Source organism: Prevotella veroralis DSM 19559 = JCM 6290, assembly GCF_000377625.1.
Lineage (GTDB): Bacteria > Bacteroidota > Bacteroidia > Bacteroidales > Bacteroidaceae > Prevotella > Prevotella veroralis.
This window is the reverse complement of the sequence record NZ_KB898325.1, coordinates 15,736-32,914: the sequence shown is the minus strand read 5'-3', so window position 1 is coordinate 32,914 and position 17,179 is coordinate 15,736. Positions and strand designations below refer to the sequence as shown.

Genomic DNA, 17,179 nt, shown 5'->3' with positions numbered 1-17,179 from the left:
CATGCTAAGAAGCATAAATCTTCAAATAGTAACAACTTATAGATAAAAAGATTGTAATTCTTTGTCTATTGGGAATTAATACTTACCTTTGCACCGAATAGAAATAGGTAAGGGAGTGTTTGATAACATCTAAGAACGTTATATCACGTATCCCACAAAATAGCTAAGGATTAAATTATGGAATATTTCATTAATATTGATAACGAAAAGAGGGGACCATACAGTCTTAACGAGCTTGCCGAACGTAAGATTCAGGCTACAACATTGGTCATGCCTACCGATACACAGCAATGGATTCCAGCTTGGCAAATAGAAGAATTACGTACGATATTAGTAGGAAATGACCCTATTGATACCGAGACGCAGGAGCAGGATATGCCTTACGTAGAGGCTACTCCCATTGAACAAGCTGCTCAACCTGAAGCAATTCCACAGCAACAAGTGACGCAAAAGAAGAGTCACATGGGTTGTCTCTTGGGTATATTGATTACCTTAGTGGCTTTCGCTATCGTCTTAATCCTCACTTGTCCGAAACCAGAACAGCATAAGGAAGTGCTGTCGGGTGTAATCACTAAGACGGTGAATGACGCTGTTAACGACACGACCAACACAACGGGTAACGCACTCTTCGACAATGCTTTCCGCTCTATCAGTAATGCTTTTGCAGGGAATGTGATACGATCTGCAGTGGACAATCTCGTTACGGTGGACAATCACATTATATATTCTACTGGCAAGGTAAACTATGCTGGACAGGATCATATCGTATCTCTGGGACTCTTAGGACATATCTTTACGGTTGACGAGGACGACTTGCAGGAAGCAGCAAGGCAATACTACAAGAACTCGGAGGTAAATCTTAAGGATCAGATAAGGCAGAAGGCGCAGAAAATGATACAAGAAAAGATTGTCAAACCAGCTACATCTACGATTGAAGAGGTGGTTGACGGGGCGATAGGTGGTCTATTAGATGAAATTGGATTAAGCAAGAGCAAGGCTGATATTCACAAGCAAATAGAACAGTCGACAGACTCCATTTTCTAACATAACATATAAGAGTAAGCCTACGGACTAAGGCTAACACAAAAGTAAAAAAGTATCGTATTTAATTATTATAACACTAAGAAAGTAAAGAAAAGTATGAAAAGATTATTCTTAATTGGTGCTATAGCACTAATGACATCATGTGGTTCTACACCAAACACAACGGCTATCAAGAACCTAAAGGAACGGCAGGAAGTACTCGACCTAACTGCTAAGTTGAATAAGACACAGCTTGATTATGAGAAAGAGAAAGTCGACTATAATGAGTTAACGGAGAAGGCTGCTAATGTTAACGCTGACGCTAACATGGCAACAACCGACTTCACTGCAACAAGCCCTTCTAGCACGGTAAAGGATGCAAAGGACACTATCAAGAAATTGAAAGAGGCAAAAGCCATAAATAAGAAGTTGGCTAAGAGTAAGAAAAAATTGGATAAGATGGGTAAGAAGATAGCTAAACTTCAGTCCAAAATTGACAAGTTGAATAAGAAACTTAAGATTTTTGATAAGCAATAGCAACTAATAAACAGGGACGCACACTAACATTTGTACGCCCCTATTTTTTATCCCCTCTATCACATTTAGAACTTATCAACGCACATGAAGAAAAGACTTTCGATTGCATTATTTGCTTTATTACTCTCTATCCCGTCGTATTCTCAGATGTTATTCTCGGAGAATCTCACCCTAAGCATTGATAGTGCGAAGACCATACAAGGATCTCTCATGCCAGTATTAGACTTTAAGACAGAACAAGAGAATATACTCACTGTTAAGAACACTGCTAATCTCAACGTATTGATAAAGCACCGCCGTGTTATCAATCTCATCAATAAACTGGAGTTCTCAACATACGGTAAGAAGGTGACAGTAAGTGGTGGATACGTTCACACGGAGTATCGTTACTTATTGAGCCGAGCCTTTGAAGTCTATCCCTATGCCGAGTCGGAATGGGCAGGAAGTAGAGGCTTAGAGTTTAAGGTATCTACTGGTTTGCAATCACGTTATCGACTTGTAAACAAAGAGAAGTTCCTTATGTTCGCTGCAGCAGGTGTGTTCTATGAGTTCGAGAAATGGAAAGATCCAACCTCATCTGCGCCCACGCTCTACGCTTGTAGCCGTAGTATCAAGACGCATCTGTCCTTGAGTTTCAAGCATCACATCAGTGATCATTGGGACTTAACAGCTACTGCCATTCACCAAGGAAAGCCTGATAGTTATTTCAAGAAAGCCAGATTCGGGGGTGCGGTAGACCTTTTATATAAGATAACACCAGCTATTGGCATCAATGGTTCTTATCGTCTCATCTACGATACGGCACCTATCGTACCTATAAGAAAGTCTTACACTGCGGTAGAAGCAGGTCTCAACATTAACTTCTAAATATTCGCTATCCCTTAAAGAGCCCTTCTTTAAGGGATAGCCATTTGTAACACCAAGGGCAAATGATCGCTAAAGCCATTGTTATAACGCATCCCGTTATAGTCACGGTGAGGCTTTACTCCACCATACTTTATATCTTCCTCCAATAGGAATGGAGCGTCATTGATGTGGCATGAAAGTACATAGGAACGGAGGTTCTCACTAATGAGTATCTGATCCAAACTACCCCACTCTCCATGATAGCGATACGTTCCTTTCGCCCCATTCTTACCCTTTGCTTGTGCCGAGACATTCAATAAGTTACGTTCGTACAAAGGCTTTAATGAAGGACTATCAGCATAGTCATTGAAGTCGCCCATCACGATTACCTTCGCATCAGAGTGGCGTCTCTGGATAGAGTCAACCACGTTACTCACTTGCATCATCACGTGCTTTCGGAAAGGTTGCGACTGCATTTCTCCACCCCTTCTACTCGGTGCATGAAGCAATAGAACATGTAAGGTGTCACCATTAATAATAGCCCCCTTGACATAGAGAATATCACGAGTTGGTTGCATGTTGGCTATCAAGCTAACCCTGATAGTATCGGCTTTCAACAAGCGAAAAGAGAAGGGAGAATAGAGCAAAGCCACGTCTATACCACGTGTATCAAGCGATGACGTCATAACGTATTCATAGCGTGCCTTGCGCAATAAAGAGCGTTTCGTAAGATCGAAGAGTACGCTATCATTCTCTACCTCGCACAATCCGACGAGGTCAGGTAACCGCCATCCACAACTATCCTCACCGCAGGCTATGATGGTCTGCCCCGTCCTATTCAACTTCTTCCAATACTTCGCTCGTGTCCAGTGACGTGGTGAATTGGGTAAGAACTCATAGTCATTCTTCAGTGTATCATGCCGTGCATCAAAGAGGTTCTCAGTGTTTAGTTCTACGATAGTAAACCTACTCTGTGCTTCAGAGTATAGGGTTATTACACCCAAAAGAAAGGTTAACAACAAACGCAACATATCAGTAATTTTAAGTACAAACAGACCTATGATTGATTGACGATAGCCAACTGCTGTCGTACACTCTCCTCATGGATAAGCTCGAAGATATGTGCTGCAAACTTTGGATTCATACCACATAAGCCTGCTTGTGTACCACGTTTCTCAAGTATCTCATTATATCTCCTCGTCTGTAAGATAGTCATGTTATGTTCCTTCTTAAAGGTTCCAATCTCCCTACATAAGCGGAAACGCTTCGCAAGGAGTTCCATCAATGAGTTGTCTAACTCATCTATCTGCGCACGTAACGAACGGATATCTTCAGTCGTGAAGGTGTCATCACGTATCACAAGTAACGACAGAATATAATCCAGAATATCAGGAGTTACCTGCTGCTTGGCGTCACTCCATGCTTCTTTTGGGTTGCAATGGCTCTCTACGATGAGTCCATCAAAGCCTAAATCCATTGCTTGCTGACAGAGAGGAGCAATCAAGTCACGGCGTCCGCCAATATGACTAGGGTCACAAATAATGGGTAATCCAGGAATACGACGGCGCAATTCAATAGGGATTTGCCACATCGGTAGGTTGCGATATATCTTCTTATCATAGCTAGAGAAGCCCCGATGGATTACACCTAGACGCTTTATCCCTGCTTGATTCAACCGTTGTAAGCCACCAATCCATAGTTCTAAATCAGGATTGACTGGGTTCTTCACCAATACTGGTATTTGAAGTCCTTGCATCGAATCTGCCAATGCCTGCATTGCAAAAGGATTAGCCGATGTACGTGCACCAACCCATAGTACGTCCATATCATACCGCATTGCTAACTCGACATGATCGGGGGTTGCCACCTCTGTAGAAATCATCATCCCAGTCTCTTCCTTGACTTCTTTCAACCATGGTAAGGCTTTCTCTCCATTTCCTTCGAATCCTCCAGGCTTGGTACGTGGCTTCCATACGCCTGCACGAAAGATGTGACATCCTTTATCTGCCAACATGCGTGCCGTACTCATCACCTGCTCTTCGGTTTCGGCGGAGCAGGGTCCTGCTATGACAATGGGGCGTTTCTTATCACAAGGAAGGCATAAGGGTTCTAATTCTAACTCCATAATCCTGTATCTTTTGCTATCTCTTTGCTCTTTCCTGACATTCTTTTATCTTATAAACTCGCATAGGCTGTAGAAGACAAAAGCAACGGAAAGAGAGAGAAGACTTCTTCTTTTATTCTCAAATAGTTGTATTTGGATACGAAAGTATAACATTTATTTCTACCACACAAGCATTTCTAAAGTTTTTTACTAACTTTGCAATATACAGAAAGGATACATTATGAAGCAGATACATGCACTAATAACAATGGCTTTATTGAGCCTTGTTATGAACATAAATGCACAGGAAGCAAGACTCGTCAAGCTCACTAACAGCAATGGTATGGAGGCTATTGTGAGTAATTACGGAGCGCGGCTTGTTTCGTTGACAGCCCATAATTGGAATGGACGACTAGAGCCTGTGGTCAAAGAGTACAATCAGCTGGAAGACTACAAGCAAGACTCTACATTAGGAGCAACGCTTATCTATTTCGGTAAGGATCATACAGAAACGCTCTCATCAAAGGTTTGGGAGGTTGTTAGCTCTGATAACCAATCGGTCTCCCTACGCTATATTACGACTGAGGGAGAGAACAATCTCGATGGTAAACTGAATGCAACTGTTACCTATACGCTATCCGATCAGAATGCACTCGACATTGATTATCGTATCACGACGACTGCTCCTACAACATTGCAAGTAACCAATGGAATTTGTTTCAATCTATCTGGTGACATGCACCGATCTATCCTTAAACAACATCTGTGGCTAGATACGCACTATACAAATAAGTTGGATAAGGAGCAATTACCCACTAATGAACTACAGAAAACACGCCTTACTCCATTCGACTTTACCCAACCAAGAGAGATTGGAGAGCGAATAAAAGCAACGATCAATGGCTATTATCATGCTTTCCAACTGCGACATCCTGACAATATGCAAAAGCCTGCCGCTATCCTTTTCGATGCACAAAGTGGGCGCGCAATGACCATCTACTCTAGTGAACCCACCCTACTCATCAATACGCATGGGGCACAAAGTAGCGGCATAACACTACAACCCTTGCATGCTGGATACAATAGTGGTATGGAAAAAGTAGACAATAGCTTACAGCCAGGACAGGTTTTCCATGGTGCAACCGTATTTCTCTTTACAACAGATCCACCGCTCATCATGAAAACTAAGTAGTACCAACAACTTGAAAAAACACTAATAACTTTTAAAATACTTGGCTGTTGATAGACGATTATTTATATTTGCAAGCAAATGAAGAAATATGCTTTCATAATAACAGCTATCTTGTGCTTGCCATTGCAGGCGCAAACAATAGCGGGGCAGCACAACGTTGATACATCGGTTGTGAAGCCTATCGAGTCATCGCGCTTGAAAGGACCAAGGGAAGCAACTGAGGCTGAGAAAGAATATGCTAGGCGTATGGCAGAGGATCGTGAACAGCAATCTCAAATAGACAATAACCTCCCTGTCATAACAGAAAGCGGTCAGACTGTTACTCCCAATAGTTTCTATTACCCCGAGTGGGGCTATGGCTTAGGTCCATGGAGACTGCATAAAGGATTGAACATAAACCTTAGTGCATCGGCATTTGCCAACCTTGGACATGGATATAACCATGGCGCAGGATTCTCGCAAGATGTGTCACTGATGTATGTAACCAACCTTTCAAAGAAGGCGACCCTAGCTGTTGGTGGCTATGTAAACCATCTGACTTATCAAGGAAACAACTACTTCGTTGGCGGAGTCAATGCTGTTCTCGGCTATCAATTCGATGAGCATTGGAGTGCTTACGCCTTTGTTCAGAAGGCATTCACCTCTAATAACGTCGGAAATGCTTTCGGTTACGCAGGTTATGGGTACCCTGCTTGGGGCGGATATGGCATGTTGGGCTATAGTCCCTTTGGTTACGGTTATGGTGCAATGGGCTTCGGTTATGGCGCAATGGCTAGTCGATTCATGGATAGAATTGGTGGTGGCATAACCTATCAATGGGGTTCTCACAATCAAAACGCTATTTCTATCAACGTAGAATTCGATCATGTTCCATCACAGCAGACGAACTTCTACAACACGAACAGATTCGATTACCCTGTGAGATAGGGTTCTTCTCCTATCATCGAGGTACGTTTCACTCACGTAAATAAGCATCAATAGGACTTATCATCAGCAATCTTCAAGCTATGATAAGTCCTATTTCTATGTTACGCAACGCCTTCTTCGATAGGAAGAGAGACTCTCTTTGAATACAAGAACTATTTCCCTTATTTGAAATTCACGATTTAATGTAGGGACAGACGCCCTCGTCTGTCCGCTTGAACCTCCTTACCTCCTTGTGAAATACATTCTCTTATGCGGACAGACGAGGGCGTCTGTCCCTACTTTGATCAGTTAAAAGACATGTTAAAACAGCAAGACTAAAAACAAAGAGCCCCCTCCCTTTATCTGAATATACTTTACAAAACTAATGATCGAACTAGCATTGAAATAGAAAGGAATATACGTTTTAAGTGGTTCGTATATACCTTTTTCATAAAACGGAGGTACGTTTTTAGTAAAACGGAGGTACGTTTTTGGTGAAACTGAGGTACGTTTTTAGTGAAACGGAGGTACGTTTTTAGTGAAATAGAGGTACGTTTTTGGCGAAACGGAGGTACGTTTTTACCCAAAAACTAGTATTTTTCAATGGAAAGTCTAGAATATTTTAAGTAATTAATAGGTATGTTTTTCATAACAAACTGGTTATCAACAAATTAAAGAAAGGCACAATACCTTTGCTATGAATCGCGTATTTGGACACAACATCATACTTTATCGAAAATAACGCAATGAGAAGCATCCAAATTAGCAATAATCTATTACAAAAGTATCACACCCTTCTTTCTATTCTTACTCACCTATTTCATCCAACGCAGGCGAAGGCTGTTCAAAACGACACTAACGCTTGAGAATGCCATTAGGGCACTTGCCCAAGAAGGTGTAATCTGACAGTTAATACCGAAGACATATAATAGCCCAGCTGCCAAAGGAATACAAACAAGGTTATAGATGAACGCCCAGAAAAGATTCTCCCATATCATTCTAACGGTGTTCTTACTTAGTCGGATTGCCTCTGGAAGGGTAGCTAAATCATCGCCCATGAGCGTCACTTGTGCCACATCCATTGCAACATCAGTACCCCTGGCAATCGCTATACTGACATCTGCTAACGCTAACGCTTGGGTATCATTAATGCCATCTCCTACCATCGCAACGCGTTTTCCTTTAGACTGCAAACGCTTAACAAGGTTCTCTTTGTCCTGCGGTAAAGCCTTACTAAAGTAGTGCTTTATACCCACTTTATCGGCCCAATAGTGTGCAGCCTCATCCTTGTCACCACTCATCATATAGACCTCTATCCCACTCTTCTGCAATTCCTCCATCGCCTCACGAGCATTGGGCTTCAGTTGTTCCCGCTTCTCGAAAGGAAGATTGTCAGCCTTGGTGAAGTCTACCTCCTTATTAGGTATCGTCAACGTTCCCGTCTTATCGGTTACAAGTGCATCCACCTTACGTAAGCTCTCCAATGCTGCTGCATCCTTGATGAGTATCTGCTTTTGTGCTGCCTTACCAATTCCTACCATCAAGGCAGTCGGTGTCGCCAATCCCATGGCACATGGGCAAGCGATGACCAAAACGGCTACGGCAGAGATAATCGCTTGTGGTAAGTAAGCCTCGCCACCTATCAGCCACCATAGAAGAAAGGTTAGCAAGGCAATGAGCGTAACGACTGGAACAAACACTAAAGCAGCCTTATCGATAATGCGTTGCACGGGTGCTTTAGAGCCTTGTGCCTCTTGCACCATCCGAATAATATGCGCTAATGCCGTGTTCTCACCTATCTCATTTGCCTTCATGCGGAATACTCCTTGACTAGGAATAGTGCCTGCTAACACCTTTGAACCCTTATTCTTCTCGGCAGGAGTAGGCTCACCTGTGATCATACTCTCATCAACATAGGCGGCATCGGGGGTCATAAAGCTCTCAGCAGAGATAACTTCTCCATCGACAGGAACCTTCTCGCCAGGGTGAACCTCTAGAATATCTCCTACTTCAATAGTCGATATTGGCACTTCTTCTATTCGGTCACCATCAACAATATGTGCCGTCTTTGGAGCCATACCCATCATGTGCCTAATAGAGGAGGCAGTGCCGTCCTTTGCCTTTTCTTCTAACATTCGTCCTGTCAAGACAAAGGTAATGATCATTACAGCCGCATCATAGTATGTATGCCAAACGATACCTCGGCTCGCCCATACAGCATCCCCCCAGAAGGTATTGAAAGTACTGAATAGGAATGATATTGCCGTGGATAAGGTTACGAGGGTATCCATGTTTGCAGTGCCATGAAGTAGTTGTTTCCATGCTGAAACATAGAACTGTCGACCGCAATAAACAATGTTTGCCAAGGCAATCAATAGAGAAACTTGATTGGCAATGGTGCGTGAATGGAGGTCGATCCATCCCATTGAAACGCTCATTACGGCAATGGAGAATATCCAAGAAAGGATGGTTTTCCGACGTAATAACGTGTATTCGCGCTTCTCAATCTCCTCAACTGAAGTCTCTTTATCAATGACTAAGTCATAACCAATCCCATTGATTGCAGCTTTCATCTGCTCCAGTGAGATGGTTTCGGGGTCATAATCGACCAAAGCGGAACGACCAGGCAATGATACCGATGCGGTATTAATGCCTTTAAGCTCGTTCAGTTTCTTCTCGACATTAGCAGAACATGCAGAACATGCCATGCCGATAACAGGAATTGTTTGCTTCATGCTTATCTCCTTATAGGCTCAACTCATAGCGCCCGCTATTGTCTACTGCCTCCTTGAGTTGTGCTGGAGTAACAACAGACTCATCATATTCGACATTTACATTGGCTTTCTCTATATTAGCTTCTGCACTCTTTACACCATTTAAAGACTTTAGCGCATTCTCAACGTTAGCCTTACAATGTACACACTTCATACCACTTACTGCAAAAATATCACTTTTCATAACTTCGTTTTAATATATTAGTTGTTTGCAAGAAGACTTTCTCCTTGTCGCTTGCAAAGGTACACTTATATTAAGGAAAGCCTGTTACAGAATTATGGATAAAGGTTATAACATTCCTACAAAATGCTTCCTTTCATATTATTTCACGCTTATCATACTTCTTTCTAAATGCAATGACTTACTTTTTCTATACGTTATTATAAAGGTATTAGGTGATGAATAGAAAGACAGACATGTATGATAAGGATGCTTATCAGAAGCCTGAATAGATCTTAGAGCTGGTCTAAAGGCTTACGAGTATTCGTCTTCATCCCTCGGAATTGAGATGGAGTCATTCCCGTAACAGCCTTAAACTGACTGGAGAGATAGGCTACCGAAGAATAATTCATACGCTGCGCTATTTGTGTAAGAGTAAGTTCGTCATAACGAATTAGCTCTTTCACACGCTCGATACGAAGCTCTATATAATAGCGTTCGATGGTCTTTCCTTCTACTTCCGAGAAGAGTTTGGAAAGCGAACTATAGTCTTGATGGAGTTGAGAGACGAGATAATCACTTAGAGTTGTTGCTGACTGGTTATCTTGATAATGTACAAGTTTTATCAAAGAGGACTTTATAAGGTCTATTGTCTGCTGTCTTCTATCTCCGAGAAGTTCAAAACCTAAATCTTTTAAAGCTGCTCGAAGTGCTAAGAGTTGTGCTTCCGTCAATTCTTCCTCGACAATAGCTTCGCCCAAATCAACCTTTATAGGATGTATATTCTGACGTTGTAAGGTCTGCTCAACAGCCATCTTACAACGATCACAAACCATGTTCTTTATATAAATCTTACTCATTCTGCGACCCTCCTAACCACTGCTTCCTTATTAAACTCCTTGAAAGTATAAACAACGATAGGCACTGATAACATAAAAGAGAACACATCACTGACCGCTTGACACATCTCAACGCCTAGCAAACCAAGGTGAGCTGGAAGGATAAAGATGAGTGGGATAAAGAATAAACCTTGTCTTGCAGCAGCAAGAATATTAGCTCGTAAAGGCTTACGGCAAGTTTGTGCCATCATATTACTTGCTAAGATAAAGGCATTGAGAGGGAAGGTACAGAGCTGCCAACGCAATGCAACCACTCCAATCTCAATTACTTTAGGATCGTCACGGAACACTCCTATAAGGGAATCACTCACTATCCAGCCTCCAATAGCAAGTAGAATGAGGAAGCCAGTACCAAGGGCTACGGTGAAATTATAGGCTTTCTTCAATCGAGTATAAAGTCCCGCCCCATAGCAGAAGCCACAAACTGGCTGGAAGCCTTGCCCTAATCCAATCACAGCAGCAAATGATAACATGGCGATTCTACCGACTATGCTCATCGCAGCAATAGCCGAATCACCATAGACACCAGCTGCCAGATTGAGGGACATAGTGGCTACGCACGCCAGACCTTGACGCATTAATGATGGACTACCACCGTAGAATATCTCCTTATAAGCCGCCCATGAGGGTGAAAAGTGTCGAAAGTGAATAGCTATATTCTCCCCTCTTCGAGTCATAAAGAATAGGATTACGAACGAAACGAACTGTCCTATCACAGTCGCTAGGGCTGCTCCACTAACCCCCATACCACATGTAAAGATAAGTAAAGGGTCTAAGGCAACATTCAAGATAGCACCTGTTACAATGCCATACATAGCGAAATTCGCATTACCTTGCAATCGCATCTGATTGTTCAGCGTAAGGGATGAGGTCAAGAAAGGTGCTCCCAAGAGGATTATCCGCATGTACTCCTCTGTATAAGGGAGGATAGTTGGCGTACTACCCAGCATTAATGAGAGTGGAGTAAGGAATATCTCACCCAGAACAAGGATAACTAGTCCAAAGAAGAAAGAGCTAAAGAAGCCTGTTGATGCCATCTTTATAGCATTGCCATGACGCTTTGCTCCTAACTCACGAGATATGTAGTTGCCCGAACCATGCCCAAAGAAGAACCCCATCGCCTGCACAAAGAACATCATAGAAAACGACACTCCGACAGCTGCAGTGGCTTGTGTATCGATCTTACCAACGAAGAATGTGTCTGCAATGTTGTACAGTCCGGTCACAAGCATAGATATAATTGTGGGTACAGCCATCGTTAGTATGACACGATGTATTGGTCCTTGTGTCAAGAAAGTGTAGTTGTCTGTATGTCCGTGCATAATCTTATCACCTGTTAAATATCAATGCAAAGGTACGAAATTAATGAAAACTAAGTTCTTATCTACACCATTTATAAATGGTAATAATAGATAAAGAAGAAGGAAAAACAGCCTCTTCTGCATTATCTATCCAACTGAATAGACTGCAAGAAGAGGGTGTTTATCCTTCTATATAAGTTCTTCGACGATTCTAAAAGAACGTACCTTTAATGGTGTTCAAGCAATATCTGTAAGATACGTTCAGCCGATCTGCCATCCCATCTATCAGGTATTCCACTCTTCTTCCACGTTCCTACGACCATATCCGATAGTGCCGAACGAAGCAACTCAGCATCTTCACCAACAAGAACATTGCTTCCTACCTTCACAGTCTCTATGTGTTCGGTGTAACTGTTGAGTGTTATACAAGGAATACTATTGAATGTTGCCTCCTCAGCAACGTTCCCCGAGTCGGTCACGATACCCAGTGCATGAGTAGTGAGATAGGCAAACTCTAAGTAACCAAGCGGTTTAACAATATGCAGATTATACAAGTTTATATTCTTCTTTAGGCTTAGAGACATGATAACCTGTACTGCAGAGTCACGCAAAGGAGCAATGATTGGTAAATCGCCTGCCGTCTCGCTCAAGACACGGAGCATCTTCTCCAGATTGTCCTGATCAGCAAGTAAGGCCTTACGATTCAGTGTAAAGACAAGATAATTACTTTCTTTTATAGGTAAACCTGCCAACGCATCAATATCAGTAAGGCTCATTCCCTCAATGCGCTCACGATTATAACGGATGTTGTCAATAAGGATGTTGCCCACCATATATACCTTTGAGAGTTCGGCACCCTCCTTGTTTGCAATACTATTATTGCTGAATCCAGCCGTAAAGAGGATATCCGACAGTCCGTCAATGACCAATCTATTGATCTCCTTAGGCATTGTTATGTCAAAAGAACGCGTCCCCGCAGCAATGTGCGCAAGTGTGATTGCTTGCTTCTTAGTGACTATTGCGGCCGCCATTGTCGATGCCAAGTCATCAACAACGATAACGACATCACTGCTATTAGCCTGTAGGTACTGTTCAAACTTCGACATTACCTGCCCCGTGAGTTCGTTAAGATTCTCACATTCAACGCCCAAGTATGCATCAGGACGATGGATAGCCAACTCGTCAAAGAGCTTATCTTCCAACGTCGGGTCGTCTTCACTACCAGCATAAACCAGTGAGTAGTTCACCTTATGGCTGCTATCACTTTCTGACAACTTGTTTATTACCCTAATAATTGGTGCCACCTTTATAAAGTTAGGACGCGCACCACAAAAAATACAAAGATTTATGTCCTGTGTTGTCATTATCTATTATCCCTTAAACATATCCTTAATACCACCGATAGAACCCATAAGGTTTGATGCCTCAAATGGTAGATAAACAGTCTTCTGGTTATTATTATGAGCTAAATCGGTCAACATCTGGATATATTTCTGTGCAATGAGATAGTTGGCAGGATTGGTACTTTGTCCAACAGCCTCCGTTATCTTCTGAATGGCAATAGCCTCTGCTTCAGCCTTGCGAATGCGTGCTTGCGCCTGACCTTCAGCTATTAAGATCTGCTGTTGCTTGTCAGCTTCAGCACGGTTGATGGCTGCTTGCTTCTCACCCTCCGACTGGAGAATAGCCGATTGCTTCTGACCTTCACTCGTAAGGATGGTTGCACGCTTATTACGTTCAGCCTGCATCTGCTTCTCCATAGCCTGAGAAACACTTGCAGGAGGCGTTATATCTTGTAGTTCTACGCGGTTCACCTTGATTCCCCACTTGTTAGTTGCATCATCAAGAACCGATCTTAGCTTCGTATTAATCGTATCGCGCGAGGTAAGCGTTTGGTCAAGTTCCATCTCACCGATGATGTTTCGGAGTGTAGTCTGCGTCAGTTTCTCAATGGCGTTAGGTAAGTTATTGATCTCATAAACGGCTTTGAACGGATCAATTATCTGAAAGTAGAGCAGCGCATTAATCTGCATTTGGATGTTATCTTTGGTTATCACGTTCTGACGATCAAAGTCGTACACCTGCTCGCGTAGGTCAATTGAACTGGTATAAGCGTACCTGCCAGCCCTCATAGCTACTATTTCCTTTGTCCGATCAATGAAAGGTATGATGATGTTAATGCCCGGTCGGAGCGTAGCATAGTACTTTCCCAATCGTTCAACGACCTTTGTTTCACTCTGAGAGATAATGACTATCGACATCTTGGCAAAGATAATTACCATGATGATAAGCGCAATCAACACAAAACCTAGAATATTCATAAGCATAAGTCTTTAGGTTCTCTCGCTCACTATCCATTGTTAAGACGATGATAAAAAGGCAAGAGAAGGGTTATTTAATATTGTTTCTTTTAATTGTCATACCTGTTCAACACCTCTCAACAGTCACAATGATAGAGTCCAAACGGAGGATTCGAACGTCAGTCCCAACGCCTATCTCCTGTCCATCTATCGACTTGGCTTTCCATGAGTCACCATCTATCTTCACACGACCATAGCCTCCAGTCTCTATTGTATCGGTTACTTTTCCCTCACGCCCAATCAAAGCGTCAGCATTACTTAACCGTTGGTCTTCCCCCTTATGGAGGTATTTCAGGGCGATAGGACGTACATAGAAGATACTTAACAATGTGAAGATGGCAAACACGATGACTTGAACAACTATGCTATCTATCATCAGTGAGGCAACAGAAGCACAAAAACTACCAATTGCGAAGCACATGATAAAGAAATCATTGTTCATCATCTCGAGGATAAGACATACTATCCCTGCCAGCAACCAAGCCAACCAAAGGTTCTGTATCATATAATCTATCATAGCTATAAAGGGTTGATTTCGTTTGTAAAGATAGTGATAAAAAATGGATCTGTCAAATGTTTACGTAAAAATATGTGCTCTTTTAAATACGAAGAGACGCTCTTCTCGCATTGAGAAAGGCGTCTCTTTGCATCAAAGAGGGCGTCTCCTTAATATGAAAAGGGCGTCTCTTGAATCTGAAGAGTATCTTGTCTCTATTTCAACTAGGCTTAACGACGCTTCTTTGAAGCCTTCTTTGACGATCCAATATGTAATGTACCAGCAGTCGAAGTTGTACTTGTGCGAACATTAGAAGAGCCACTCTGACGATAATACTTCTCTGCTTCCGGCAGCCACTTCTCAATGTTTTGGATACGACGAGCATCTGATGGGTGGTCGCTAAGAATCTCTGCTGTATTGCTATTAGTGCCTGCTGCCATTCGTTTCCAGAATGTAACGGCATTTGCGGGGTCGTATCCAGCCATCGCAGCAAATATCAATCCCATGTAATCGGCTTCACTTTCGTTATCGCGACTGTACTTTAGATTACGGAAAGAGAAGTATCCGCCAGCTACTTGAGCTGCTACATCTCCTACGCCACTACCCACTGTTGAATTCAAAACAGTACCTAAGATGTTCGTTCCCATCTGCTGATTCATCTGCTTGGTAAGCTGTTCTGCACTGTGTTTAGCCACTGCGTGCGCTATTTCATGCCCTAAAACAATAGCCAAACTTGCCTCGTTTTGAGTATAAGGAAGCAAGCCCTCATAAACAACGATCTTACCTCCAGGCATACAGAAAGCATTTGCCTGCTTGTCTTGAACAAGGTTGAACTCCCATTGGAAGTTCTTTACTTCATTGGCATAACCATTGTTTCGCAAGTAAGTCTCTACTGCATTTGCAAGGTTACGACCAACGCGTTGAACCATAGCAGTGTTCTTTGCATCTGTTGAACGCTTTGCAGATGCCATGAACTTAGTGTACTCTTGATTGCTAAGACTTAGTAGTTGGGCATCCGAAACACTAAGTCTATGGGTGCGCCCAGTCAATGGCACCTTAGAAGCAGTACCACATGCTGTCATCAAAGCAACGACAGCTGCCATTAAAAAATACTTGATTTTCATATCTTTCTAATTACCTTTTATAACTTTCCGAGCACGAAAGTACTACTTTTTCCATTACTATCAAACGATTTAAATACCTTTTTTAAAAAGGTTAACAAGCGATAATTCATTTTGAAAGAAATAGTTTCTACAGGATTAAACGGTTCTTTCACGCTTACCAATATCCTTTGTTATCGGTATAAAATAAGCCACAATGAAACTGATAATACCTGATATTGCAACCATAAGGAAGAACTTTCGATAACCTACATACTCTTGTAAGAAGCCTGTAAACCACCCTGACATCACCATGGAAAAGGCTGTTATTGCCGTTCCCAATGAATAAGTGAAAGTGGAATGTTTACCTTTTGTACAAAAGCCTAACCATACTATGTAAGTTGTTAAGCCCAAACCCGCCCCGAAGTAATCAATAATAATACAAATATTAATGATGGATAAGGTGGAAACAAAATAATAACTGAGGTAGACAAAGAGGAACTTTGGTAAGGTGAGAGCCATCACAAAGAACCATAACCAGCGTTGTAAACCATTCCGACGGACAAAGCTGATACCTAAGCCACAACCTGCAATAAAAGCAAAAGTACCCACTGTGCCTTGCACCAAACCTAATTCTTGAGGCGAGAGAGCTAATCCGCCATTGCTTCCGGGGTCAATGAGAAAGAGTGGAGCAACCCTTATAAACATCCCTTCGGGTATTAAGAAACAGAAGAGAAAGACGAGGTTTGCAACGTAATGAGGTCTTCTTATGAAGGCAGCTGTCACATCATGCCACCATTGGCGAGTAACACCACTCCATATAGGAAGCGTCGCACGGATAACTGCCTTAGGCAGAATGAGGGCATGAAATAAGGTCATAGCAATCATCAAAACGGCTAATACCCAGAAAAGAGTAGCCCAGGCTGGGCGAACAGTACGATTGATCACCTCCAAGTTACCTGCTAATGTGATGGGAATAGCCATCCCGACGATGATAGAAAGCAGATAAGAGACAGCTCGAAGACCGAAGAATATAGGTCGTTCCAGCAATAATGCCTCCCGATTATAGAGCCTTTCAATGGCTACATCATGCAAGGCTGCAGCTATCGCAATGATCATAAAGGCAGCAACCGACCATAAGAACCAATCCATAAGGCGCACAGAAAGGGCTAAGCCAACGAGACTTAACGCTATTACACATTCTGCAAGAATAATCCAGAAACGCTTGCTTTTATATCCAACTACGAACCTTCCTAATAGTGGACGTAGGATGAAAGGAAGAAAGAACCACGATGTGGTAAGTGTTATTGCACCATTCGACAAGCCCATCCGGTTGTAGAAAACCAATGAGGTCATTAACAAGATGACATAAGGTAAGCCCCGTGTAAGATAGAGCGTAGGTATCCATAACCAATGACTGTACCATTGGTTTGCAATCGGAATACCATTTTTTATTTGCTGTTCGTCGCTCATCTCTTACT

Annotated in this window: 16 protein-coding genes; 5 read left to right on the top strand and 11 right to left on the bottom strand. The window is 42.4% G+C overall.

Features of this window, described 5'->3' with window-relative positions:
* Positions 1 to 177 precede the first annotated feature (177 nt).
* The 3 genes from D464_RS0100150 (at position 178) to D464_RS0100140 (ending at position 2,427) form a co-directional block, all read left to right on the top strand.
* Positions 178 to 1,044, top strand: a complete 867-nt coding sequence (locus D464_RS0100150; protein WP_018909605.1) for a DUF4339 domain-containing protein — start codon at positions 178 to 180, stop codon at positions 1,042 to 1,044.
* 96 nt (positions 1,045 to 1,140) lie between these two features.
* On the top strand, positions 1,141 to 1,560 hold the full coding sequence (locus D464_RS0100145) for a hypothetical protein (protein ID WP_018909604.1): 420 nt from the start codon (positions 1,141 to 1,143) through the stop codon (positions 1,558 to 1,560).
* 84 nt (positions 1,561 to 1,644) lie between these two features.
* Positions 1,645 to 2,427 (top strand): DUF481 domain-containing protein, encoded by a 783-nt coding sequence (locus D464_RS0100140; RefSeq protein WP_024985735.1) that lies wholly within the window; start codon positions 1,645 to 1,647, stop codon positions 2,425 to 2,427.
* A 29-nt stretch (positions 2,428 to 2,456) separates the two neighbouring features.
* On the opposite strand, the gene D464_RS0100135 is transcribed toward D464_RS0100140, so the two are convergent.
* Complete coding sequence (locus tag D464_RS0100135; RefSeq protein WP_018909602.1) at positions 2,457 to 3,437, bottom strand: endonuclease/exonuclease/phosphatase family protein; 981 nt, start codon at positions 3,435 to 3,437, stop codon at positions 2,457 to 2,459.
* Positions 3,438 to 3,463: 26 nt separating this feature from the next.
* On the bottom strand, positions 3,464 to 4,531 hold the full coding sequence (locus D464_RS0100130) for a bifunctional 3-deoxy-7-phosphoheptulonate synthase/chorismate mutase type II (protein WP_004382626.1): 1,068 nt from the start codon (positions 4,529 to 4,531) through the stop codon (positions 3,464 to 3,466).
* A gap of 220 nt (positions 4,532 to 4,751) precedes the next feature.
* On the opposite strand from D464_RS0100130, the gene D464_RS0100125 reads away from it, so the two are divergent.
* Together D464_RS0100125 and D464_RS0100120 are read left to right on the top strand one after the other, a co-directional pair.
* Complete coding sequence (locus D464_RS0100125) at positions 4,752 to 5,702, top strand: aldose epimerase family protein (RefSeq protein WP_018909601.1); 951 nt, start codon at positions 4,752 to 4,754, stop codon at positions 5,700 to 5,702.
* A 78-nt stretch (positions 5,703 to 5,780) separates the two neighbouring features.
* Positions 5,781 to 6,629, top strand: a complete 849-nt coding sequence (locus D464_RS0100120) for a hypothetical protein (protein WP_018909600.1) — start codon at positions 5,781 to 5,783, stop codon at positions 6,627 to 6,629.
* 794 nt (positions 6,630 to 7,423) lie between these two features.
* Here D464_RS0100120 and D464_RS0100115 read toward each other — a convergent pair.
* The 9 genes from D464_RS0100115 to D464_RS0100075 form a co-directional block, all read right to left on the bottom strand.
* Complete coding sequence (locus tag D464_RS0100115) at positions 7,424 to 9,343, bottom strand: heavy metal translocating P-type ATPase (protein WP_018909599.1); 1,920 nt, start codon at positions 9,341 to 9,343, stop codon at positions 7,424 to 7,426.
* 10 nt (positions 9,344 to 9,353) lie between these two features.
* Positions 9,354 to 9,566: a cation transporter gene (locus D464_RS0100110; protein WP_018909598.1), complete on the bottom strand. Its 213-nt coding sequence runs from the start codon at positions 9,564 to 9,566 to the stop codon at positions 9,354 to 9,356.
* A gap of 272 nt (positions 9,567 to 9,838) precedes the next feature.
* Positions 9,839 to 10,402, bottom strand: coding sequence for a helix-turn-helix domain-containing protein (locus D464_RS0100105; protein ID WP_018909597.1), 564 nt, complete (start codon positions 10,400 to 10,402; stop codon positions 9,839 to 9,841).
* A complete protein-coding gene (locus D464_RS0100100; RefSeq protein WP_018909596.1) occupies positions 10,399 to 11,763 on the bottom strand; it encodes an MATE family efflux transporter in 1,365 nt (454 codons plus the stop codon). The genes D464_RS0100105 and D464_RS0100100 overlap by 4 nt, the downstream gene beginning before the upstream one ends.
* A gap of 206 nt (positions 11,764 to 11,969) precedes the next feature.
* The gene (locus D464_RS0100095; protein WP_018909595.1) at positions 11,970 to 13,106 is read right to left on the bottom strand and encodes a UDP-N-acetyl glucosamine 2-epimerase; all 1,137 of its coding nucleotides are present in this window, start codon (positions 13,104 to 13,106) and stop codon (positions 11,970 to 11,972) included.
* A 6-nt stretch (positions 13,107 to 13,112) separates the two neighbouring features.
* Positions 13,113 to 14,069, bottom strand: coding sequence for an SPFH domain-containing protein (locus tag D464_RS0100090; RefSeq protein WP_004382613.1), 957 nt, complete (start codon positions 14,067 to 14,069; stop codon positions 13,113 to 13,115).
* Positions 14,070 to 14,169: 100 nt separating this feature from the next.
* Positions 14,170 to 14,619 carry an NfeD family protein gene (locus tag D464_RS0100085; RefSeq protein WP_018909594.1) on the bottom strand — a complete coding sequence of 150 codons (450 nt, stop codon included), beginning with the start codon at positions 14,617 to 14,619 and terminating at the stop codon, positions 14,170 to 14,172.
* 209 nt (positions 14,620 to 14,828) lie between these two features.
* Positions 14,829 to 15,722: a M48 family metallopeptidase gene (locus tag D464_RS0100080; RefSeq protein ID WP_018909593.1), complete on the bottom strand. Its 894-nt coding sequence runs from the start codon at positions 15,720 to 15,722 to the stop codon at positions 14,829 to 14,831.
* Positions 15,723 to 15,857: 135 nt separating this feature from the next.
* Positions 15,858 to 17,171, bottom strand: a complete 1,314-nt coding sequence (locus D464_RS0100075; RefSeq protein WP_018909592.1) for an MFS transporter — start codon at positions 17,169 to 17,171, stop codon at positions 15,858 to 15,860.
* Positions 17,172 to 17,179: the final 8 nt, after the last annotated feature.